Origin of the sequence: Pseudomonas putida, from assembly GCF_028682175.1 — a bacterium.
Taxonomy (GTDB): domain Bacteria; phylum Pseudomonadota; class Gammaproteobacteria; order Pseudomonadales; family Pseudomonadaceae; genus Aquipseudomonas; species Aquipseudomonas putida_AD.
Window position 1 is genome coordinate 1 of the sequence record NZ_JANHKS010000024.1, and the last position, 19,762, is coordinate 19,762.

A 19,762-nucleotide genomic window follows, 5' to 3' on the forward strand; every position below is an offset into this window, starting at 1 on the left:
TTTCCAGGGTGCCCACAGCAATGAGCACGCCGCCTAACTTGTGGGAGCGCGCTTGCCCGCGAAGGCGGTGGTCATTCGGCATCGTGGTGTCTGGTCTGACGCTGTCGCGGGCAAGCGCGCTCCTACGGGGGATCGAGGTTGGCGTGAAATTAGCGTTCACACAGGACCCGTAGCAGCACGGCTTGCCGGCGGGGGCGGTCTCAAGATCGTCCCCGCGGGCAAGCCCGGCTGCTACGGGTTTCCAGGGTGCCCACAGCAATGAGCACGCCGCCTAGCCTGTGGGAGCGGGCTCGCCCGCGAAGGCGGTGGGTCATTCGGCATGGTGGGGTCTGACCTGACGCTGTCGCGGGCAAGCGCGCTCCTACGGGGGTGTTGGATTCGGTTATTTCACCGACATCCCCTGGGTCAGGTTCTGCTGCAGATACGCCAGGAAACGCCGCTGGAACAACATGGTGTGCTCGTGGGCGGCCTGTTCGGCTTTGTCGGCGTCGCGGGCGGTGATGGCGTCGATGATTTCGTCGTGATCGCGGCCCAGTTGCGTCGAACTGCTGACAGAACTCACGATGTAATCGAAATGCAGGTGCAGCAACCGCTGCCCCTCTCCCAGCAGTTTCTCGTAATAGCTGATGAAGTACGGGTTTTTGCCCGCGTCGGCGATGGCCATGTGGAAGGCCTTGTTGATCTCCGACATCGCCTGGAAATCCCCCGACGTCACCGCCTCCAGATACGCCGCATCGGCTGCGCGGATGCGCACCAGATCTTCCTCGGTCCGGTGCAGCGCCGCCAGCCGCGTCACGGCGCGCTGGATCAGGTCCAAAGCCGATACGTAATTGGGAAATTCCTCGATCTCGAACGGCGTCACCAGCGTGGTGCGGTTGGGCAGGATGGTCACCAGCCCTTCACTGATTAGACGCGCCAGCGCATCGCGCACCGGCGAGCGCGACAGGCCGAACTGGGCGGCCAGCGACACCTCGTCCAGCGGCACGCCGGGCTTGAGTTTCAGGGTCAGGATCTGCTTGCGCAGCTCCTCGTAGATATAGCGCCCGCCATGGCGCTTGGCACTGGGTTCAGCGGTGTCTTTGCTCATCAGGTCTTGTTCTCGGCAATGCGGCCGGGCAATGGACCGGCGCGCAACTCTACACCAGCGCAGGCCAGGTTAAAAACCATCGCCCCAAGTATCACTCAGCATAAAACCGGCCGCCAACGGATCATCCGGGTCAACACCGATCTGGTGCAGTCCATAGACCCACGCCCGGCCCGTCACCCGAGGCAGCACCGCGGCGCGCTCCCCCACTTCGGTCAAGCCCAGCAGCTCGACCTTGAACTCGCCGCCAATGGTCGAGCGCGACGTCAGCCGGTCTCCCGGCACCGCCTTGCCCCGGGCCGCGAGCGTCGCGAGGTTGGCCGAACTGCCGGTGCCGCAGGGCGAGCGATCCACCCTGCCCGGCGGCAAGGTGGTGCAGGTTTGCCAGGTGCTGTCGTCCACGCGATTGCGAAACATCACGTAGGCCACTTCATTGATCGACGGCAGTGTCGGATGGCTCACCGAGACCTGTTGGTTGATCAGGCCGCGCAGCTGCACACCGTGGGTCGCCAGGGCCCGCGCATTTTCAGGGGCGATGGTCAGGCCGATCTGCTCGACATCGATTAGGGCGTAGTACACCCCGCCGAAGGCGATGTCAGCCTTGATCGGGCCGAACGCCTCGGTCTCGATCACGGCGTCCAGTTGTTCGACAAACGCCGGCACCATGTCCAGCGACACACGCTTGCAGCGCCCGTCTTCACAGTCGGCCGTGGCCGTCACCAGCCCCGCCGGGGTGTCCAGCACCACCGTGGTCCGGGGTTCCTGCATCGGCACAATCCCCAGTTCCAGCAATGCGGTGACCACACAGATGCAGTTGCTGCCGGACATCGGGTGCGCCTTGTCGGCCTGCAGCACGATGAACCCGGCCTGGGCTTCGGGGCGGGTCGGCGGCAGCAGCAGGTTGACCGACATCTGCAGGCAGCCGCGCGGTTCCAGCACCACCAGCCGGCGCAGGCTGTCGTCGACCTCGTTGATGTAGTTCATCTTGTCGAGCATGGTCTTGCCGGGGATATCCAGCACGCCCCCGGTTATCACCTTGCCGATCTCGCCTTCGCAGTGCACATCGGCCATCTGCAGGGTTTTCTTCCAGCGCATGAACGGCTCCTATTTGATGTACCAGCCCCAGGGCTGCTGGCTGTCGTAACGGGTAATCTGCTTGGTTTCCAGGTAGTTGTTCAAGCCCCACTCACCCAGCTCGCGACCGATGCCGCTCTGCTTGTAACCGCCCCAGGGCGCTTCGGTGAATGTCGGTTGCGAGCAATTGATCCAGACGATCCCGGCCCGCAGCTTGCGCGCTACCCGCTCGGCCCGTGGCAAGTCAGCGGACATCACCGCTGCGGCCAGGCCGAAGCGCGAGTCGTTGGCACTGCGCACAGCCTCGGCCTCGTCGGTGAATGGCCGCACGCACACCACGGGGCCGAAGATCTCCTCGTTCCAGATCCAGCTGTCCTGCGGCACGTCGGCAAAAATCGCCGGGGTGAGGAAAAAGCCCTTGTCGCACCCGGGCGGACGCGTGCCGCCATAGAGCAGCGTGGCGCCCTCTTCCTGCCCGCGGGCGATGGCCGCCAGCACCTTGTCATACTGCCCACGATTGACCAGCGGGCCGAGCAACACATCCTCTTCCAGGCCCTGGCCGATTTTCAGGCTGCGGGTCTGTTCCACCAGCCGCTGCAGCAACGGCTCATACAGATCACGCTGCACCAGCACCCGGGACGTCGCCGAGCAGACCTCGCCCTGGTTCCAGAAAATGCCGAACATGATCCACTCGACCGCTGCCTCGATGTCGCTGTCATCGAAGATGATGAACGGCGACTTGCCGCCCAGCTCCAGGCTGATGTTTTTGATGTCCCGGGCCGCTGCCTGCATGATCCGCGAACCGGTGGGCACGCTGCCGGTAAAGGCCAGCTTGTCGATGCCCGGATGTTCGCTCAGCGGCGCACCGGCATCAGGGCCCAGGCCCGGCACCACGTTCAGGACACCGGCCGGCAACCCGGCCTGATGGGCGACGTCGGCCAGTTCCAGCGCGGTCAGCGGGGTCATTTCCGACGGCTTGAGCACCATCGAGCACCCCGATGCCAGTGCAGGCGCGACCTTCCAGGCGGCCATCAGCATCGGAAAGTTCCAGGGAATGATTGCCCCGGCCACGCCCACCGGCTCCTTGCGCGCCACCGAGCTGAAACGCTCATCGGCCAACGCCACGCTCTGTTCGCGCTGATCGTCCAGCCCCTGGGCAAGATCTGCGTAGAAATCGAAGCAACCGGCGGTGTCGCCGATGTCCCACAGCGCTTCGGGCAAAGGCTTGCCGTTGTCGCGCACTTCAAGCTCCGCCAGCATGTGTTGACGCTCGCGAATGCCCTCGGCGATGCGCCGCAGCACGGCGGCACGTTCTGCGCCGCTCATCTGCGGCCACGGACCTTCGTCGAATGCCCGGCGGGCAGCTTTCACCGCCAGGTCGATGTCTTCGCAAGTGGCGGCGGCCACCTGGGCGATCACCGCTTCACTGGCAGGATCGACCGTCTCGAAAAGGCCGCCCTTGACCGGGCTGACCCATTGTCCATCGATGTACAACTGCGCATAGGATTTCATCAACAGCTCCGTCAAAAGCGGGTGGCGCTAAAGGGTTTGAGGTCCTGGGCAGGCTTGCGGCCCGCCACGAGGTCAGCGATCAGGCGGCCGGTGGTCGCGCCCAGGGTCAGGCCCAACTGGCCGTGACCGAAGGCCATGAATACGTTGCCCAGGCGCTGGCTGCAGTCGATCACAGGCTTGGTGTCCGGCAAAAATGGCCGGTAGCCGACACCGTATTCGATGTCGTCGAGCTTGAGGTCCGGCAGGATCCTGCGGGCTTTTTCCAGAATGATTTCGGCGCGCTTGAAATTGGGCTGCGCATCGGCAGCGGCGAACTCGATGGTCCCGCCGATCTGCAAGCCACGGGTCATGGGCGCAAAACAGAAACCGCCATCGGCATAGATCACCGAATGGCGCACATCGACGCCAGCGTCCGGCAGCAGCACCTGATACCCGGCGATTCCCGCCAACGGGACCTTGCTGCCCAATTGCTGGAAGAAGCGACTGGACCCGGTGCCTGCGGCGATCACCACATGGTCGGCCCGATGCCGCTCGCCGTTGGCCAGCGTGACGCCAGTGGCGCGGTCGGCGCTTTCATCCAGTTGGCGAACCTGGGCGCGAATCCGCACCCCGCCCTGCTTTTCGAAACTGTCCGTCAGTGCCGCGATAAAACCTTTGGTGTCGCTGACCGCACGCCAGTCCGGGAACAGCAAACCGTGCTTGAATTTTCCCGCCAGCGCCGGTTCCAGGTCGGCGATGGCCGCCGCGTCCAGCACCTCTGACTGAAAACCCAGCGAGCGACGCAGGTCCATGTGTCCGGCTTCGCCCTGCAGCCCACTGGCCGAGTCGAAGACTTCGATGATCGGCCGCTCACCCATCAGGGTCTTGTCCGGGCAGGCGTCGAGCAAAGGTGCGTAATCGGTGTAAACGTGGCGGGTCAGGGTTGCCATCTCGTTGGAGATGTCGACGATCCGCGAATGCCGCGCACAGGCGACGAAACGCAGGAACCACGGCAGTATCCCCGGCAGTGCGCTGGGGCGCAGGGCCAGCGGGCCTTTCTGGTCCAGCAGCCAGGCCGGGATCTTTTTCAGGATGCCAGGCTTGGACAGCGGGATCACTTCGCTGACCGCCATCTGCCCGCAGCTCCACTTCGCTGTGCTGTCGCCCGGCGCTTCGGGGTCGATCAGGGTGACCCGATACCCCTCGCGCTGCAGGTACAACGCGCAGCACACGCCGACGATGCCGCCGCCCACGACGACAGCGGTTTCGCGCGTGGCTGGATCTGCACCCGGGAGCGGCGTGGAAGATTGCATGGGCATCATAGAAAAGCTCTCTGTCATGACAGGATTGAGATCAAGGGCGTGCGCACCGACACCCGGGGCATCGGTGCGGGCAAGGTATCAGCCCAACAGCTTTTCGAACTCCTTGCGGAATTCGGTTTTCTCGTCGTCGGTCAGCGGCAGCAGCGGCATGCGCGCAACGCCAACCTTGAAGCCGGCCAGCTCACAACCGTACTTGACCTTCTGGATGAACTTGCCGCTTTCCAGGTTGTTCATCAAGGGGAACATCGAACGCACGATCTGTTGCGCACCGGCCAGATCGCCGGAGGTGTATTTGTTGTAGAACGAGACGATCTGCGGCGCGAGGAAGTTGGCCGGCGCGCAGATCCAGCTGGTCGCGCCCCACAGGAAGAAGTCCAGCGCCTGATCGTCCGAGCCGCAGGACAGCTGGATCTTGCCCTTGTACCTGTCGCCGATCTCGATGGCGCGCAGCAGGTTGCCGGCGCTTTCCTTGATGGCGATCACCCGGTCGTGGTCCTGGAGGGCGTCGAGCACGCTGTAGCCGACTTCGACGTTGGTGCGGATCGGGTAGTTGTAGAGCACCACGTTGACGTCCGGCACGGCATCGAGAATGGCCTGGTAGTGACCGGTCAATTCTTCCTGGGTCGGGATCGCATAGTAAGGCGGCGCCACCAGCACGTTACGGTAGCCGCTGTCGCGGGCTTGGCGCACCTGCTCGATCACCTCGCGGGTGCAGGAACCGTTGGCCCCGGCGATCAGCATCGCGCGGTTGCCTGCCACTTCGCGCACGGTGGCCATGACCTGACGACGCTCGTCGTTGGTCAGGGCGTAGGATTCGCCGGTCGAACCCAGCGGCACGAGGCCGGTGACGCCTTGCTTGAGGTGGAACTCCACCAGCGAGCCCAGGGTGTCGTAATCCACCGCGCCGTTTTTATCGAACGGGGTAACCAGCGCGGGCATGATGCCTTTGAGTTGTTGCATGGGTCGTCTCTCCACTTGGTGCATTCAGGGGTTGTAAGGACTTGGCTCAGTAGGCGTAGCGTCTGAGCATTCGCGACTCGACCACGCCGACCAGCCGGGTCAGCGGGAACGCGACGAGGAAATAGATGACCGCCACCGCAGTGAGGAACTCGACCGGGCGCGCCGTGCTGTTGGAAATGTTCTGGCCGACGAACATCAGGTCAGCGATGCCCACCGAGGAGATCAGCGCGCTCTCCTTGAACAGGCTGACCACGTTGGAAAGCAGCGGCGGAACCGCACGCAGCAGGGCCTGGGGGAAGATCACGTAGAGCACCTTGTTCCAGCGCGCCACGCCGAGCGCGACGCAGGCGTCATGCTGCTCGGAGGGAATCGACTTGAGCGCGCCGCGAAAGGTCTCGCTGGTGATCGCCGTCATGTACAGAGTCAGGGCCAGCGCCACCGACACGAATGGCGGCACCGAGATACCGAACACCACCGGCAGGCAGAAGAAGATCCAGAACAGCTGGATCAGCAAGGGTGTTCCGCGAAACAGCTCCACGTAGAGGCCGGTCGGCACGCTGACGAAGCGGTTTTTCGAGAGGCGCAACAGGCTCAGGAAGAACCCGCCCAGGCTGCCCAGGATCGCGCAACTGACGGTGAACGCCAGGGTCAGCGCCAGCCCTTTGGCCAGCACCTGCCAGTAAGAAAACACCACCATGAAATCGATCTGCATGAGCTTCTCCTCAACGCGCCAGGGCGCTGTCCTGACGACGCTCCAGCCACTGCACGAACTGCGCGATCGGCAGCGACAGGGCGAGGTAGATCAGGGCAATCAACGAATAGGTTTCCAGCGGGCGATAGGCCTCGGTGGCGATGCTCTTGCCGACGTACATCAGGTCCGCGACGGCGACGATGGCCACCAGCGCACTCTGTTGCAGGATCGAAATACCGTTGGTCATCAGCACCGGCAGCGCGGTGCGCAGAGCCTGCGGCAGAATCACGTACAGCGTGCGCTGCCAAGGCTTGAGCCCCAGGGCGACGCAGGCGTCCAGATGCTCGCGAGGCACCGCCTGAACCCCGGCGCGATAGGCTTCGGCGTTGAAGGCCGTGAGGTTCAGGCCCAGCGCCAGCACGCCCATGGTGATCGGGCCGATGAACACGTCGAACAGCATCGGCACGCAGTAGAAGAACCAGACGATCTGCAGCAGCGCCGGGGTGCAGCGAAAGAACTCGATAAACAGCTGCGCCGGCCAGCGGATGAAAAACCAGCGGCTCAGGGTCAGCAGGCACAGGCCGAAGCCCAGCACCACACCCACCACATTGGAGACCAGCGCCAGCTCCAGGGTGACCTTCAGGCCATCCCAGAGCACGCCCCAGTTGCCGGTCAGGAAGTGAAAATCGAACTGATAGTTCATGGTCGCGCCCTCAATCCAGATGCAGCACTTTTTGCAGGAACTCGCGGGTGCGAGGCTCTCTGGGGGAGGTGAAGATCTGCTCGGGCGGGCCCTGCTCGACCACTCTGCCGTTGGCGCAAAACACTACGCGGGTGGCGATGTGTCGGGCGAAGTGCATGTCGTGGGTGACGATGATCATCGCCATCTTTTCTTCGGCCAGTTGCAGCATGACGTTCTGCACCTCGATGACCATTTCCGGGTCCAGCGCCGAGGTGACTTCATCGAACAGCATCAACTTGGGTTCGAGCATCAGCGCACGAGCGATGGCCACCCGTTGTTTCTGCCCACCCGACAGCTGGCTGGGCCAGGCGTTGAGCTTGCTTTCGAGGCCCAGACGGGCAAGAAACAACCGAGCCTTCTCCGTGGCCTGGGCCCGGGACAGGCCATGGACCTTCATTGGCGCGAGGATCAGGTTGCCGAGCACCGAGAGATGCGGGAACAGCGTGTAATGCTGGAACACCATGCCGACCTGGGTCTGCAGGCGCGCGTCCAGCGGCTTGCCGGATTTCTTCGCCTGGCCGTCGATGTACGGCTTGCCCTGAAAACTGATGGTGCCGCCCTGAATGCTCTCCAGCCCCATCATCACCCGCAGCAACGAACTCTTGCCGCTGCCGCTCGGGCCGATGATGACCAGACGGTCGTCGGCGCGCATGTCCAGACTCAGGCGATCCATGACCACCAACCCTTCGCCATAGGATTTGTACACGTCGCGAAGCTGGATGAAGTCGCCGCCTGGCTTGTTGTCGACGAGCGAAACCGGTGGCGTGCTGGCCACGAGATGAGGAACTGTCATATCGGGTTCTCCAGGAAAACGCCGCAAGTTGGCTGTTTTCGGGAATCGGTAAAGTTGCAAAGTGTGAGTTTCAGTACCCGCGGGCAACACTTCACCGCGAGCACTGAACACGTCATGCTCTTGTTGTTTCGATAACACCAATGACTTGCCTGATAGCGGGTTAAATCAGGCGACCGCTTGTGCACCGGTTATTTCAACTAATGAGCCGCACATGAACTGCGCTTCGTCGCTGGCCAGAAACGCCACCAGTGCCGCCACCTCTTCAGGTTTGCCGATGCGCCCGAAGGGCACCATCCGGTCCAGGTCGGCGATGGTGCGACCTGAACGCCTGACCCCGGCTTCGAGCATCGGCGTGTGCACCTCGCCCGGGCAGACGGCATTGACCCGTACCTTGTCCGGCGCGTAATCCCGGGCCAGGTTCTGGGTAAAGGACGCCACCGCCGCCTTGGTCACGTTGTAGGCGATGTGGTTGGGCGCCGGGTACAGCCCCCACTGCGAGGCAGTGTTGACGATGGCCCCGCCACCGGCGGCGATCATGTGCGGCAACACCGCGCGGCACAGATGAAACATCGCATCAAGGTTCACCGCGAAGCTGGCGTGCCAGTCATCTTCGGTCAGCGACAGCAAGTTGCCACGGCGATTGATGCCGGCATTATTGGCCAAGACATCGATACGCCCATATTGCTCAAAAACTTGCCGGACCAGATCACGGCAGGCATCACCTGAAGCAATATCCGCCGCAATGGCCACTGCACTTCCGTGCTTGCCGGTTATATCGTTGACAACCGCCTGGGCCGCATCCTTATTCATGTCGGTGACCACCACCCTGGCCCCTTCATCTGCAAAGCGCTGGCATATAGCCGAACCAATTCCGCCACCGCCACCGGTCACAATCACAACTTTGTCTGCAAAGCGTTTCATGTATGAAGTTCCTGTCAGCGTATATAACTGGCGCCGTTTACATCCAGCGTCGCGCCATTGAGAGAGCGTTGTGAGTCGCGCAGCACAAACGCCACCAGTTCCGCCACTTCCGAGGGTTGGGCCATGTCGCCAATCGGGATATCAGCCACCGCTGCCGCCTTGCCAAACTGGGCGACGAACTGGTCGGCCATCTCGGTCTTCACCCACCCCGGCGCGATGGCCACCGCGACCACACCCTGGGGGCCGAAGCTTGCAGCCAGGGACTTGGTCAGGTTGATCAGCGCCGCCTTGGTCGCGCCATACGGCAGTGCCTGGGCTGAGTAGCCGCGCTGCCCTGCCCGGCTCGCCATGTTGACGATCTTGCCGCCGCCGTTATCCCGGAAGTGCTTCACGGCCTGACGGCACAGATCCACTGCCGAGAAGAAGTTGACCTGAAACTCGCGGTTCCAGGCAGCGCGCCAGGTATCCACATCGGCATCGATTGAAACCTCGGTACGAATGCCGGCGTTATTGACCAGGCCATGAATGCGCCCGGCCAGGCTCAGCGCCTGATCCCACAGGCCATCGGCGCCACCTTCGGCGGACAGATCGGCCTGGACGATGACCCCGTCACCGCCCACTCGCGCCAGCAACTGCTCGGCTGCCTGCCGGTCACGGCTGTAGTGGATGACCGGACGAGCGCCTTCGGCGGCCAGTCGCTCGACAATCGCGCTGCCGATGGCGCCGGACGCGCCAGTGACCAGAATGGTATGCCCGGCCAGTGGTTGTGCCAGATCGGTCATGGGGCTCTCCCTGAATTGCGCTGAATGAATGTGCCCAGGGTTACTGCGCAGGCTTGGCGTTGGCCAGCACCGATGCCTTGTCCACCAGCGCGTCGATTTCGCCGGTGTCGCGACGTTGAGACAGATAGATGTTGAGCGCCTGCAGATCGGCCGGGGATGCATCACGGCGCAAGCCGAAGGCTACGCCCTGCTTGGCCAGCGCAGGTTTTGGCAGGACCTCTTTGCTCCAGCCCGGGTTGGCCACGGCAAACAGGTGATTGGTGTCGCTGGCGTCGACCAGCACATCGGCGCGCTTGGACATCACCGCCAGGCGGGTTTCGTCCATGCCGGCCAGGCGCATGATCTTGCCTTGTTTGATGACCGCGGAAATGGCCTTGTCCTGGGCGGTGCCGGACATCACGGCGAAGGTCACGTCAGGTTTGTCGTAGTCGGCGAGGCTGTTCTGCGCGTTGGCAAACTTGGGGTTGTCCTTGTTGATGAGCAAGGACACCTGGTAGTCGGTGGCAGGCACCGAAAAGCTCACGGCCATCGCGCGTTCAGGGGTCTGGTTCAGGGCCATGGCCAGGTCCCATTTGTCGCTTTGCAGCCCGGCCACCAGGTTGTCCCAGTTGGTGTCGACGAACTCGACCTTGACCTTCAGCACACGCTCGCCGAAGTCACGGCACAGGTCGACGAAGTAGCCGCTGTATTCACCGGATTTGGCATCGCGCATGACGTAAGGCGCAGCGACTGCGGCGCCACAACGCAAGACACCGTTTTTCTGCACACCCTGCCAGAGCGAATCGGCGGCCTGCGCCGGAACCTGGCTGAGCAGCGCACCGGTGGCGGCGGCGCAGAGGAGCATGTTGCGGACGGAACGAGAGAAGGAACGAAGCATTTTTTGACCTCACCGATGTATTTGTTTTTGGGCAGAAAGGTACAAGTGCAGCTCATGTACGAGCATGTGCGCCGTCATGTGTGCAGCGCTGTATGCAGATTAGTTTTGAACGAACGAAGCTGTCAACGGGCGGTTGAAATAATTTTTTATGGGGGTGGTATTGCGGTGATCTCACCGTAGCAGCACGGCTTGCCGGCGATTGCGTCCGCAAGATCGCTCCCGCGGGCAAGCCCGGCTGCTACGGGGTTTGCGTCGTGGGTATCATGTGATTCTGGCCGAAGGCCGTAGGAGCGCGCTTGCCCGCGACTGCGGTGGGCCATTCGACATCGAGGGGTCTGGCCGGGCGCTGTCGCGGGCAAGCGCGCTCCTACGAGGGATCCCCGTAGGGATTTAGCTGCGGCCTATGCCGGTGAACGGCTCATCCACGATCAACATCGGGTCAAGGCTGCGGATGCGTTGTTCGATGTGATAGGCCCCTGCCTCGGCGTAGCGCAGGAAGTGCCGGCTGCACAGCGTGCAAGCCCAGACGCCGCAGCGGTTGTAGGGGAAAAATTGCGGGGCGATGGGTGCCTGGACGGACCAGTAATGGGTGCCGTTGGGGTGGTACTCGTCCAGCGTCAGGTCTTCTTCCTCCGCCGCGACCAGTGATGCGACCTGTTGCAATTGCGATTCCTTGAGTGAAACCGGCAGCCCTTCCCATCCGGCCAGGGATTTGCTGATGCAAGTGCAAGGTTCGGTAATGGCGGCAGAACGCTGGGCCAGTTCCAGCAGTCGGGGCATGGCAAGCGGAGTGAACATGGGCGGCAGACTCTTGGTGAGGTAGGTCTTTGAGCGTGCCGCCATTGTGCCGCGCCGCGCCCTGTCCTGCCTACGGCAAAATCGCTCTATCGCGATGGTTTCAGCGCACAACGCGACGAGTCAGATGGCCACCCGAAATCGGGTACGAGACGTACAGCCCCGAGTCCACCTGTGCCCGCGATGTCTGGGCCAGGTCCCGAACTTTCTGCGCGGCACGCAGCAGCGCGTCCTGCGCCAGTCTGCCCTGCTCCACCGCCTCCACGATGGCGGCGGCCAGCTCAGCCAGTCCCGCTTCGCTGGAAACGAGCAACAAGTGAGCACCCGCGCGCAATGAAGCCACGGCAGTCTCTGCCAGGCTGTTGCCACGCAGGATCGATACGGCGTCCAGATCATCGGAGATGATAAGACCGTCGAAGCCCAGCTCATCGCGCAGCAGGCCGATGACCTTCTGTGAGGTCGATGCCGACTGCTGTTCATCCAGCGCCGGGAACACCGCAGGGCCGGGCATGATCGCCTGCACGCCGGTGGCGATCACTTGCCTGAAGACCTGCAGGCCGTCTTCAAGATCGGTCAATGAACCAGGCACCGTTGCTTCATTGACTGCTGGATCATGCTCGGTTTGATGGTGCCCCGGGAAGTGTTTGGCCGTGGCAATTACCCCCGCCCTCTGCACGCCACGAATGAATGCGCAGGCGATGCGCGACACCTCGTCCGGATCGCTTCCCAGGTTGCGATTGTGCAGCCAGGGGTTGGCCCCGTTGACAACATCGACGATGGGCGCCAGAAACAGATTGACGCCCATCACCCGAGCCGCACTGGCCATTTCGTAACTTCGGGCTTCGATTTCTTCGCCGGTCAATTCCTTGAGCGCAGCGGCCGATGGCATGCCCGGCACCAGCCGGTGCAAACGCTGGATACCGCCCAGTTCCTGGTCTACGGCCACCAGCACCGGCACACCCGTCAACGCCGCAGCCTGTTCGGCGATGTGGCTGAAATGGGCGTGTGTCTCCGAGCGGCGACGTTCGAAACTCATGTTGCGTGCCAGGTACTCGTCACGGGTTTCGCCCAGCAGGATCGACACCCCGCCGCGTTCGAGATAACGGCGCATGGCATCCGTCAGTTCCAGCCCGGAGAATGCAGGCAGCAGTACCGAATAGGCGGCCCGTTGCAGGTCGATTGGCATGACGTCACCTCGTTTTTCCTGAAGAGCGATGATGCTCGATATCGCTCACTCTAATGACTAAACGAGCATTGTCAAATTACTTCGCGCATATCGAGCACAAACGATCACCATCCAGCACATGTCCTTGCGGCGGTTTCAGAAACGCCCCCGCCGGCAAGCCGTGCTGCTACGGCATTACGTGCCCTTCATGCATCTCATGCATGTTGTGCCCGGCATGGGGATCATCCCCGGCCATATGCATGTGCTCTTGCGGCTGTTGGCGGTCGGTCTCCTCTTGCAGGTAGGCGATCACCTGGCCGATGTCGTTGTCTTCCATGCGCAGGTTGGGCATGGCCACCCTGTTGTAGGCTTCATACAACTTGACCGCCACAGGATCCTTCTCGGCGAGCATCACATCGGGCTCCTTGAGCCAGCGCCCCAGCCACTCGCCGTCGCGCTGACGGGTCACCCCAAGCAGGTCGGGCCCTACCCCACGAATACCAGTGGTCTGCTCACCTTCGTTGCCCAGGGTGTGGCAGGCACTGCAGCGGGTGCGGAAGATCTGTTCGCCCAGGCTTGGCGGCCTTACTTCAGGCGCGTCGGCGTAACTGTTCTGGTTGGCGTCGGCCACTTTCCAGTTCTGCAGGCTTTTGCCCAGGTGGTCGGCGAGGATGTAGGGGTTCTCGAACGGCGAGGCCTTCATCCAGCGCCCGGTCGCCTGGTTGCCGACGATCAGGCTCAGGTTGTGATCGGTGGTGCGACCGTTGTCGACACCCTCGATGAACAGCCCGAGCTTGCGCCGCAACTCGACGATGTCGTCCTTGTTGCCGGTCAGGAACTGCCAGCCCGGCGCCACCTTGAACTTGGCCGCGTACTGCTTGAGCACGGCCGGGGTGTCGGTTTCCGGGTCGATGCTGATCGAGTAGAAGAATACGTCACGCCCCACATGATCCCCCAGCAGCTTCTGCACCTGACGCAGGCGTGCAGTCTCCAGCGGGCAGGAGTCCGAGCAGGAGGTGAAGATGAAATTGATCACCACCACCTTGCCCTTGATCAGGTCGTCAAAGAACCTCATCGGCTGTTCGTCCTGGTTGATCAGCACCGTGTTGGGGAAGAAGTCCTTGCCCCAGGGCGTGTCCGGCTGAACATCGCCGGCCACGCCCGGGACGCTGCCCCAGACCATGGCGATCATCGATACGGTCACAGCAATGGCGGCCTTGCGAAGCATCTGGAACATGACTTCAACCTCCCCGATCCCCCGGATCGCTATTTGCCTTTGCCCGAGCCGGACGAACCGGAACCACCGCCCGAACCCGAGCCGGAACCACCAGAGCCACCACCCGAGCCACCGCCAGAGGAAGAACCGCCGCCGGAGCTGGTGCCACCACTGGCAGTTGCCAGTTTCACCGAAGGGCCGTTGCCGTCGCCGGTGTAGGCGGTAGGCAGCGCCGCAGAGCTGACGTAGCCCACGCCATCCCAGGTCGGCATCGGGTTGGGCATCAGCTGGAATTGCCCTGGATGCTCGATGTCCCAACGCAGCAGCATGGAGTTGTCCTCGTGCTGGGTGTTGTGGCAGTGCTCCATGTAGGTCCCGGCGAATTCGCGGAAATGGATCGCCATTTCTACATTGTCGCCACTGTCGGTGCCGATGCGATAGACGTCTTTGCGCGCCCATTTTTCCCACTCAGGTGGAGCCTTGCCGCCGCGACTGAGGATGATCCCTTCCTCGAAGTGCACGTGCACCGGGTGGGTCCAGCCGTTGCCGCCGTTCTGGATTTTCCAGATTTCCAGCGTGCCGGTGCCTTGGTACCCCGCCGAGGTCGGCCCGTTGGCCAGGTGAGTGGAGGCAGACAACCGCCGAGGGTCCATGTTGAAGCCCAGGCCGCCGTCGGTCTTGATGGTCCATGGGGTGGAGTCGGTCCCGTCGGAGCGGCCGAAGATAAAGGTGCGGTGCCGCGCATTGGCCAACAGCGCCTGATCCGCCGCGTTGTCGCGGTGAATCGTCAGCGGGATCATCACCTTGCCTTCTGCCTTGCCGGGCTTGGCAGGCTCGTACGCCACCGGATCCATGCTCAGGTCCTGGCCGGTATAAGGCTTGACGTTGATCTGCATGAACATGCCGACCACCGGATCGCCCTTGTCCCATTGCGGCCCCTTGCTGCCCTGTTTGATCACCGCCTGATACTTGCCGGACAACACGTCGCCCAGCGGCACTTCGCCTTTCGGACCTTTGCCGGTCTCATGTTCGAGGACGTTGACCATGTAGATCTTGTCCCCGGCCTTGATCCCGTTCTTGCCGAAGTTGACGATGATGTCGTAGCGCTCGGCGATGCCTTGGGTTGGCAGGATGCCGAAGTTGTTTTTCAGGTCACCGTCACCGTCCAGGTCCATGGTGCCGTCGAACGGAACGGCGTGTTCCATGATGTTGCCGTCGTTGCCGATCATGTGGAACGGCACCCGGGCGTAGGACACACCGGAGCCTTGCGGCCCTGGGAATTCACCGCCGTTCCCCTTGATTTCGCGCACCATGGCGATCTTCACGTAGCGCGACACCGAACCATTGAGGATGCGGAAGCGATAGCTGCGGGCGCGCACGTCCAGGTACGGTTTGTAGCCCCAGTTCACCACCATCTCGTCGCCAAGGAAGCCATCGGTGTTGAACGGGTTGAACCACAGCTGGCCGTTCTGATCCCAGGCCTTGTCCGCCACGGTCAGGTTGACGTCGTAGTCGCGGTTACCCCAGGCCAGGTACGAGCCGCTGGGGAAACGCAGATTGACGCCATCGTCGATGGCTTCGTTACCACGGTCCAGGGCGCTGTAGTAGTTCATCATCGCCGCGTTGCCCTTGTAGACGTTCTGGGCGGTGAAATCCATCATGTGGTCGTGGAACCAGTGGGTACTCATGGTCTCGCGCCAGTCGCCACGGATCTTGATGGTGCCGTGGTCGCAGGTCTTGAGGCCTGGCGAGTCATCGTTGACCCACAGGGTTTCGCCCGGCGCACAGGGGAATGCCGCACGCGGATCCTTGGCGTTGGTGTTGATGGTGTCGTAGCCGGCCAGTTGCATCGGCCAGCGATAGTCGTAGTACTGCCCCGGGAAGAAGAACGCGTTGGCATAGCCGTCGCTCTCGGCCGGGTTGTGGCCGTTGTGTTCGTGAGTGGAGATGGTGTGCAAACCGAAGCCCTTGTTGGCGGACGGGTCGATCGGCAGGCCGTTGTAGTGACGCATCAGCACCGGTTGGCCGTAGCGCACCATGAGCAGCTTGGGCGGCAGGGTGCCGTCGAAGGTCCAGACCGAGTTGTGCTCCTGCACCGGCATCAAGGGGTGAATGCGCACGCCGATCCCGCTGGCGGTGCCGCCATGGTTGGTGCTGCCGTCCGGGTAGTAGTTCAGCCCGCCTGGCCCCCACTCCCCGCCTTTGTAATCATGCAGCTGCAAGTGATCGCGGAACCCGCTGTTGCTGTGGGCACCGGTCTGCACGGTCTTGTAGGCGATCTGCGGGTAGAACTCGTTCCAGCGCTGATGGGACCAGCCTTTTCCTGGTGGACGCCCTTCAGCCGGTGCATCCACGCGGCGGTTGAGGAAGTCCTGGATCTGCGCCTGCCAGGGGTTGCGGTCCAGCGAGTTGGCGTACTGCGTCGGATACGGCGTCAGGCCGGGTGCCGCGAGAAACGCAGCCAGGGCTTCAGGCGACGGGCCGCTGCGGGCGACGCTGGTCGGGTCCTGAGCAGGCCCTGGACCCAGGGTGGGCGGCGGGAACGGAACTTGCGAGGTCTGGGTTGGATCGAGCTTGGTCGGCCCGAACTCTTCGAACAACAGCACTGGCTGAGTGAATGGCTGGGCCCCGAACAACGGGCTGGGCTTGCCATTGGTGGGGTAGTTGAAGCTGGTCTGCGCCGAAGGCGGAAGCACGTTTTCAACCCGGGTCGAGGCGCGCGTGCCCTCTATGCCATTGGGCAGGTCCAGCGCGCCTTCGTTGGCTTCCGGCAGCGTCAGCAGGTTGTTCAACGCAGCGGCTGGATCCGCAGGCGGATCGGTGTAGGCCGATGGGTCGGTGACTGGAGGTTGATCTTCGTTGTCGATCGGCCCGGCATGGACCGCCGTCAACCCCATACTCAGGGCGATCAATACCGCGGAAGATCCGCGCAAAAGCTGAAGCCCGTTGATGGAGGGGAACTTTAAACGCGTGGGTTGCTTCATGGTGGCTCACCTTCAACTCATGCACAGGGCATTTGTGTTTCATCCAACGGCTGCGGTCAGACGCCGTGGCGTCCGCAGGTATTGGGTGAAGGGGCAAAAGCCTTGCCAGAGTCAGAAAGTGCGCGTTGTGACATTAAAACGATGGCCAGCGGAGTCAGGAAACTCGCGGGTTCCAGTGAAAAATATCGTAACAATTTGATGCAACAACTTGGCACGGTAAATGTCAGGACCGGGGATTGGTCCCCGCTGCCGGTGGGGAAATTCACGAGGTATTGGGGGTAATACCGAAGGGATGCAGCCCGGTACGAAGCCGCTTCCTGCGGCTTCACCCGGTTCTTCAGAGCATGTCAGACACGGCTTTCGTCAGCGGCCTGAGCCTGTACGCCGCGACGGCCACCGTGGTCGTCGCCACGGTCATGATTGCCACGGTCACGGCCGTGGTCGTCGCCTGCGCGAGCCTGGTCGGCGCTGTGGTCATCACCTGGCTGGGCATGGCCGCGACGGCCGCCATGATCGTCACCACGGTCATGATTGCCACGGTCACGGCCGTGGTCGTCGCCTGCGCGAGCCTGGTCGGCGCTGTGGTCATCACCTGGCTGGGCATGGCCGCGACGGCCGCCATGATCGTCACCACGGTCATGATTGCCACGGTCACGGCCATGGTCATCGCCTGCGCGAGCCTGGTCGTTGCCGCGATCGTCCCCTATCTGGGTGTGATCGGCCGCGTGGTTGCCACGGTCGTCGCCCACGTTGTGGTTGGCCTCATGATTGGCTTCATGATTGGCTTCGTGGTTCGCCTCATGATTGGCTTCGTGGTTGGCCTCGTGATTCGCCTCATGGTTGGCTTCGTGGTTGGCCTCATGATTTGCATCGTGGTTGGCTGCATGATTGCCATGGTCATCGCCGCGATCATGATTGGCGCCATCGTGGTTGCCGTGATCGTTACCGGCATGGCCACCTGCGTTGCCACCGTTTCCGCCTCCGGCGCCACCGCCGTTGCCGCCGCCATTGCCACCACCCGAGCCGCCGCCTGATCCGCCGCCTGATCCGCCGCCGGAGCCGCCACCACCGCCTCCAGAACCGTTGCCACCGCCGCCTCCGCCGTGGCCACCACCACCGCCCCCATTACCACCGCCGCCGCCTCCATTGCCTCCACCACCGCCGCCGTTACCACCACCACCGCCGCCTCCACCTCCACCGCCACCGCCGCCTCCACCGCCGTCTTTGGCGTAGGCGCTGCTGGAGTGAGAGATCGAGTCAGGAATCAGCACGGTGGATGCCGACAGCACCCCACCAATGGCAAGAGCAAGGATCGCTTGTTTGAATTGCATAAATACCTCCACCTTCTTGTTCTGGTTATCGAACCGCAAACAAAGCCGGTGCAAATCGAAGACCATTGCCCCCAGGGCAATCGAAACCTCAGCACATCTCGCTTGGGCACAGAAAACAGCCTGTGGCCTCAAAATGCCACGTAGCTACATGTACCGTGAGACCCGACGCCTGGATCATCCAGTGCCGGACGGTGTTCGTGAGGTGAACACGCGGGCGTTGAGAAATATTCGTTTTTCCGTACGAACGGTCATGGGTGATATTTTCGAATGCGCTCTTTTCATTTCCCGAATTGATGGTCAACATACGCGCCAACTAATAGTGGGCGCGCCCATCATTAACGCAAATGATTTTGTTTCTTAACTTCAAACAATATTAAATCGAGACAAAACAAGCACTTTGCCGGGCACCTGGAAACTGCCAGGTAATGGCACGTTGATAGCGCGGCAGCTCATCGCCTAATAAGTGTTTCAACTTCTGTTTTCAGGATGAAATAGATGCGTCTCTTACTGCTGACAAGTGTGCTGGCCCTTTCCCTGGCCGGCTGTGGTTCCACCCCGAACAATCCGTCCGTGAACATGGAAACTCCCAAGCCCGCCGCTGACTACGCGCAGTGCGTCTTCGAGAAGTGGCAGAAGATCAAGCCAGACACCACGCTGACCGAGACCAAGGGTCATTACAAGTTGCTGGTGTCCGGCAAAGTGGCCCAGGACGATATCCTCGAAGTGTTCAAGGGCAACCCCAATACTCGCGCCTTCCTCTATCAGCGCGCGCCACTGGCCTCGGCGTTCGGCAAGAGTGCTCTGGAGAAAGCGGCACGCGACTGCCTGTAGGTCGCGGCCAAGGCCCGGTGATGCAATCGGGCTGAACTTCGTATTTGCGATTTCCTCAGAGAACCATATCGCCCGACCTGTCGGGCGCTGTTCAACTCAAAAGGAATCACCATCATGAGCACGACCCTCACCGGCAAGAAAGTCCTGATCATCACCGCCAACACCGGCATCGAACGCGATGAGCTGCTCAAGCCGCTGCAAGCCTTGCAAGGCATGGGCGCGACGGTGACCCACGCGACCATCAAGGGCGGTGATGCGCAGACCTTCCTGCACGACACCGAGAAAGACACCAGCGTCACCTCCGATACGCGCCTCGCCGGATTGTCCGCCGCCGAGTTCGACGCGCTGGTCATTCCTGGCGGCACGGTCAACGCCGACACCCTGCGCCAGGACGCCGATGCCCAGCGCCTGGTCAAGGAATTCGCCGACGCCGGCAAGACGGTCGCCGCGATCTGCCACGGCCCCTGGCTGCTGATCGACGCAGGCGTGGTCGGCGGCAAGACGCTGACGTCCTACCCCAGCGTGCGCATCGACTTGCTCAACGCCAAGGCTGCCGACTGGGTCGACACCCAGGTCAAGGCGTGCCCGGCCAACGGCTGGACGCTGATTACCTCGCGCACGCCAGACGACCTGCCGGCCTTCAACGAAGCCATCGGCAAAGCCCTCCTCGCCGCCTGATTCGTTGTCAGACGCCCACGCCGCA

Annotated in this window: 19 protein-coding genes; 4 read left to right on the plus strand and 15 right to left on the minus strand. The window is 62.5% G+C overall.

Annotated elements, in window-relative coordinates:
• Positions 1 to 382: 382 nt before the first annotated feature.
• The 15 genes from NPS29_RS17020 to NPS29_RS17090 form a co-directional block, all read right to left on the minus strand.
• Positions 383 to 1,087 (minus strand): GntR family transcriptional regulator, encoded by a 705-nt coding sequence (locus NPS29_RS17020; protein ID WP_274133907.1) that lies wholly within the window; start codon positions 1,085 to 1,087, stop codon positions 383 to 385.
• A 69-nt stretch (positions 1,088 to 1,156) separates the two neighbouring features.
• On the minus strand, positions 1,157 to 2,179 hold the full coding sequence (locus tag NPS29_RS17025; RefSeq protein WP_274133908.1) for a proline racemase family protein: 1,023 nt from the start codon (positions 2,177 to 2,179) through the stop codon (positions 1,157 to 1,159).
• Positions 2,180 to 2,188: 9 nt separating this feature from the next.
• On the minus strand, positions 2,189 to 3,670 hold the full coding sequence (locus tag NPS29_RS17030) for an aldehyde dehydrogenase family protein (RefSeq protein WP_274133909.1): 1,482 nt from the start codon (positions 3,668 to 3,670) through the stop codon (positions 2,189 to 2,191).
• Between the two features lie 11 nt (positions 3,671 to 3,681).
• Positions 3,682 to 4,971: an NAD(P)/FAD-dependent oxidoreductase gene (locus NPS29_RS17035; RefSeq protein WP_274133910.1), complete on the minus strand. Its 1,290-nt coding sequence runs from the start codon at positions 4,969 to 4,971 to the stop codon at positions 3,682 to 3,684.
• Between the two features lie 78 nt (positions 4,972 to 5,049).
• Complete coding sequence (gene dapA, locus NPS29_RS17040; RefSeq protein WP_274133911.1) at positions 5,050 to 5,931, minus strand: 4-hydroxy-tetrahydrodipicolinate synthase; 882 nt, start codon at positions 5,929 to 5,931, stop codon at positions 5,050 to 5,052.
• 46 nt (positions 5,932 to 5,977) lie between these two features.
• A complete protein-coding gene (locus NPS29_RS17045; protein WP_274133912.1) occupies positions 5,978 to 6,643 on the minus strand; it encodes an amino acid ABC transporter permease in 666 nt (221 codons plus the stop codon).
• Positions 6,644 to 6,653: 10 nt separating this feature from the next.
• Complete coding sequence (locus NPS29_RS17050; protein WP_274133913.1) at positions 6,654 to 7,325, minus strand: amino acid ABC transporter permease; 672 nt, start codon at positions 7,323 to 7,325, stop codon at positions 6,654 to 6,656.
• 10 nt (positions 7,326 to 7,335) lie between these two features.
• Positions 7,336 to 8,157 carry an amino acid ABC transporter ATP-binding protein gene (locus NPS29_RS17055; protein ID WP_274133914.1) on the minus strand — a complete coding sequence of 274 codons (822 nt, stop codon included), beginning with the start codon at positions 8,155 to 8,157 and terminating at the stop codon, positions 7,336 to 7,338.
• Between the two features lie 165 nt (positions 8,158 to 8,322).
• Positions 8,323 to 9,078, minus strand: coding sequence for an SDR family NAD(P)-dependent oxidoreductase (locus NPS29_RS17060; RefSeq protein ID WP_274133915.1), 756 nt, complete (start codon positions 9,076 to 9,078; stop codon positions 8,323 to 8,325).
• Between the two features lie 14 nt (positions 9,079 to 9,092).
• Positions 9,093 to 9,860: an SDR family NAD(P)-dependent oxidoreductase gene (locus NPS29_RS17065; RefSeq protein WP_274133916.1), complete on the minus strand. Its 768-nt coding sequence runs from the start codon at positions 9,858 to 9,860 to the stop codon at positions 9,093 to 9,095.
• A 40-nt stretch (positions 9,861 to 9,900) separates the two neighbouring features.
• Positions 9,901 to 10,737, minus strand: coding sequence for a transporter substrate-binding domain-containing protein (locus tag NPS29_RS17070; RefSeq protein WP_274133917.1), 837 nt, complete (start codon positions 10,735 to 10,737; stop codon positions 9,901 to 9,903).
• Positions 10,738 to 11,127: 390 nt separating this feature from the next.
• Entirely contained in the window at positions 11,128 to 11,535 is a 408-nt protein-coding gene (locus NPS29_RS17075; RefSeq protein WP_274133918.1) for a hypothetical protein, read from the minus strand.
• A 100-nt stretch (positions 11,536 to 11,635) separates the two neighbouring features.
• Entirely contained in the window at positions 11,636 to 12,718 is a 1,083-nt protein-coding gene (locus NPS29_RS17080; RefSeq protein WP_274133919.1) for a glycoside hydrolase family 3 N-terminal domain-containing protein, read from the minus strand.
• A 166-nt stretch (positions 12,719 to 12,884) separates the two neighbouring features.
• Positions 12,885 to 13,925 carry an SCO family protein gene (locus NPS29_RS17085; protein WP_425312526.1) on the minus strand — a complete coding sequence of 347 codons (1,041 nt, stop codon included), beginning with the start codon at positions 13,923 to 13,925 and terminating at the stop codon, positions 12,885 to 12,887.
• A 38-nt stretch (positions 13,926 to 13,963) separates the two neighbouring features.
• A complete protein-coding gene (locus tag NPS29_RS17090; protein WP_274133920.1) occupies positions 13,964 to 16,897 on the minus strand; it encodes a multicopper oxidase domain-containing protein in 2,934 nt (977 codons plus the stop codon).
• Positions 16,898 to 17,241: 344 nt separating this feature from the next.
• Between NPS29_RS17090 and NPS29_RS28745 the strand changes: the two genes are divergently transcribed.
• The 4 genes from NPS29_RS28745 to NPS29_RS17105 all read left to right on the plus strand — a co-directional run bounded on the left by NPS29_RS28745 (position 17,242) and on the right by NPS29_RS17105 (position 19,737).
• Positions 17,242 to 17,931: a hypothetical protein gene (locus NPS29_RS28745; protein WP_337993896.1), complete on the plus strand. Its 690-nt coding sequence runs from the start codon at positions 17,242 to 17,244 to the stop codon at positions 17,929 to 17,931.
• Positions 17,932 to 18,000: 69 nt separating this feature from the next.
• The gene (locus NPS29_RS28750; protein ID WP_337993897.1) at positions 18,001 to 18,372 is read left to right on the plus strand and encodes a hypothetical protein; all 372 of its coding nucleotides are present in this window, start codon (positions 18,001 to 18,003) and stop codon (positions 18,370 to 18,372) included.
• A 351-nt stretch (positions 18,373 to 18,723) separates the two neighbouring features.
• Positions 18,724 to 19,059, plus strand: coding sequence for a hypothetical protein (locus tag NPS29_RS17100; RefSeq protein WP_274133921.1), 336 nt, complete (start codon positions 18,724 to 18,726; stop codon positions 19,057 to 19,059).
• 114 nt (positions 19,060 to 19,173) lie between these two features.
• Positions 19,174 to 19,737, plus strand: coding sequence for a type 1 glutamine amidotransferase domain-containing protein (locus NPS29_RS17105; RefSeq protein ID WP_274133922.1), 564 nt, complete (start codon positions 19,174 to 19,176; stop codon positions 19,735 to 19,737).
• Positions 19,738 to 19,762: the final 25 nt, after the last annotated feature.

Excerpts from the sequence above, each read along its gene's own strand:
- NPS29_RS17070 (WP_274133917.1), bottom strand. The coding sequence starts at position 10,737 with ATGCTTCGTTCCTTCTCTCGTTCCGTCCGCAACATGCTCCTCTGCGCC.
- NPS29_RS17060 (WP_274133915.1), bottom strand. The coding sequence starts at position 9,078 with ATGAAACGCTTTGCAGACAAAGTTGTGATTGTGACCGGTGGCGGTGGC.
- NPS29_RS17020 (WP_274133907.1), bottom strand. The coding sequence starts at position 1,087 with ATGAGCAAAGACACCGCTGAACCCAGTGCCAAGCGCCATGGCGGGCGC.
- NPS29_RS17100 (WP_274133921.1), top strand. The coding sequence starts at position 18,724 with ATGCGTCTCTTACTGCTGACAAGTGTGCTGGCCCTTTCCCTGGCCGGC.
- NPS29_RS17025 (WP_274133908.1), bottom strand. The coding sequence starts at position 2,179 with ATGCGCTGGAAGAAAACCCTGCAGATGGCCGATGTGCACTGCGAAGGC.
- NPS29_RS17050 (WP_274133913.1), bottom strand. The coding sequence starts at position 7,325 with ATGAACTATCAGTTCGATTTTCACTTCCTGACCGGCAACTGGGGCGTG.
- NPS29_RS17030 (WP_274133909.1), bottom strand. The coding sequence starts at position 3,670 with ATGAAATCCTATGCGCAGTTGTACATCGATGGACAATGGGTCAGCCCG.
- NPS29_RS17055 (WP_274133914.1), bottom strand. The coding sequence starts at position 8,157 with ATGACAGTTCCTCATCTCGTGGCCAGCACGCCACCGGTTTCGCTCGTC.
- NPS29_RS17090 (WP_274133920.1), bottom strand. The coding sequence starts at position 16,897 with ATGAAGCAACCCACGCGTTTAAAGTTCCCCTCCATCAACGGGCTTCAG.
- NPS29_RS17035 (WP_274133910.1), bottom strand. The coding sequence starts at position 4,971 with ATGATGCCCATGCAATCTTCCACGCCGCTCCCGGGTGCAGATCCAGCC.
- NPS29_RS17065 (WP_274133916.1), bottom strand. The coding sequence starts at position 9,860 with ATGACCGATCTGGCACAACCACTGGCCGGGCATACCATTCTGGTCACT.
- dapA (WP_274133911.1), bottom strand. The coding sequence starts at position 5,931 with ATGCAACAACTCAAAGGCATCATGCCCGCGCTGGTTACCCCGTTCGAT.
- NPS29_RS17045 (WP_274133912.1), bottom strand. The coding sequence starts at position 6,643 with ATGCAGATCGATTTCATGGTGGTGTTTTCTTACTGGCAGGTGCTGGCC.
- NPS29_RS28745 (WP_337993896.1), top strand. The coding sequence starts at position 17,242 with ATGTCAGACACGGCTTTCGTCAGCGGCCTGAGCCTGTACGCCGCGACG.
- NPS29_RS17075 (WP_274133918.1), bottom strand. The coding sequence starts at position 11,535 with ATGTTCACTCCGCTTGCCATGCCCCGACTGCTGGAACTGGCCCAGCGT.
- NPS29_RS17085 (WP_425312526.1), bottom strand. The coding sequence starts at position 13,925 with ATGCTTCGCAAGGCCGCCATTGCTGTGACCGTATCGATGATCGCCATG.
- NPS29_RS17105 (WP_274133922.1), top strand. The coding sequence starts at position 19,174 with ATGAGCACGACCCTCACCGGCAAGAAAGTCCTGATCATCACCGCCAAC.
- NPS29_RS17080 (WP_274133919.1), bottom strand. The coding sequence starts at position 12,718 with ATGCCAATCGACCTGCAACGGGCCGCCTATTCGGTACTGCTGCCTGCA.